Annotated in this window: 2 pseudogenes; both read left to right on the top strand. The window is 62.6% G+C overall.

The annotated features are described in order from the left end of the window. Positions 1 to 142 (top strand): annotated as a pseudogene (locus EOA22_RS39335) (conjugal transfer protein); the annotation flags it as partial. A gap of 10 nt (positions 143 to 152) precedes the next feature. After that, positions 153 to 1,155 (top strand): annotated as a pseudogene (locus EOA22_RS34505) (conjugal transfer protein TrbE); the annotation flags it as partial.

Raw genomic sequence — 1,155 nt, 5'->3', positions numbered from 1 at the left:
GCTTGGTCTGCGTCTTTGGATTGCAGGTCTCGCCATCTGGGCGATCGGTCATTTCGCCGCCGTCTGGGCGGCCAAGCGCGACGCGCAGTTCGTCGACGTCGTTCGCCGGCACCTTCGCTATCCCGCGCATTTCGGCTGCTGAGGGTTTGTGAATGATGAATCTCGCCGAATACCGCAGACGCCCGTCCAGCCTCGCCGACTATCTTCCCTGGGCAGCACTGCTTGCACCAGGCGTGGTGCTCAACAAGGATGGCAGCTTCCAGAGAACCGCCCGGTTCCGCGGTCCCGATCTGGATTCTGCCACGCCGGCGGAACTCGTCGGCACAACCGCTCGGCTGAACGGCGCTCTCCGCCGTCTAGGCTCGGGGGGGGCGATCTTCATCGAAGCGCAGCGCAACCCCGCTGCCACATATCCGGACAGCCGGTTTCCGGATTCCGCATCGGCGCTTCTCGACATCGAACGGCGCGAGCAGTTCGAAAGTGCCAACGGCCGGGGATCGTTGCAGTGGAGCCGTCAACCAAACGGAGAGCTGTTCGAGAGCAGCTATTTTCTCAGCTTCGTTTGGCTTCCGCCGGCCGAGGATGTCTCGCGGATGGAGAACTGGCTTTACGAAGGCCGGGAAAAGACCGGCGTCGATCCACGGGAACTGCTAAAGAGCTTCGTCGACCGTACTGACCGTGTGCTGGATCTGGTCGAAGGCTTTGTTCCGGAAGCTGCATGGCTCGATGACGGCGAGACACTGACCTACCTGCACTCGACGGTCTCGACCAGGCGTCATCGTGTCCGTGTTCCGGAAACACCGATGCATCTCGACGCACTTCTGGTCGACCAGCCGCTTGCCGGTGGACTGGAGCCGCGACTGGGCGACACACATCTGCGCACGCTGACCATCATCGGGTTCCCGACTACCACCTTTCCGGGGATCCTCGACGATCTCAATGCGCTTGCCTTCCCCTACCGCTGGTCTACGCGGGCGATCCTGCTCGACAAGACCGATGCGACCAGGCTGCTGACGAAGATCCGCCGCCAGTGGTTTGCAAAGCGGAAGTCCGTCGCCGCGATCCTCAAGGAGGTGATGACCAATGAGGCATCCGTGCTCGTAGACACAGACGCGGCCAACAAGGCAGCCGATGCGGACGCGGCCCTGCAGGACC

The sequence above is a fragment of the Mesorhizobium sp. M7A.F.Ca.US.014.04.1.1 genome, assembly GCF_003998745.1.
Classification (GTDB): domain Bacteria; phylum Pseudomonadota; class Alphaproteobacteria; order Rhizobiales; family Rhizobiaceae; genus Mesorhizobium; species Mesorhizobium ciceri.
The sequence above is the reverse complement of the archived record's forward strand: the minus strand, read 5'-3'. Positions and strand labels throughout refer to the sequence as shown.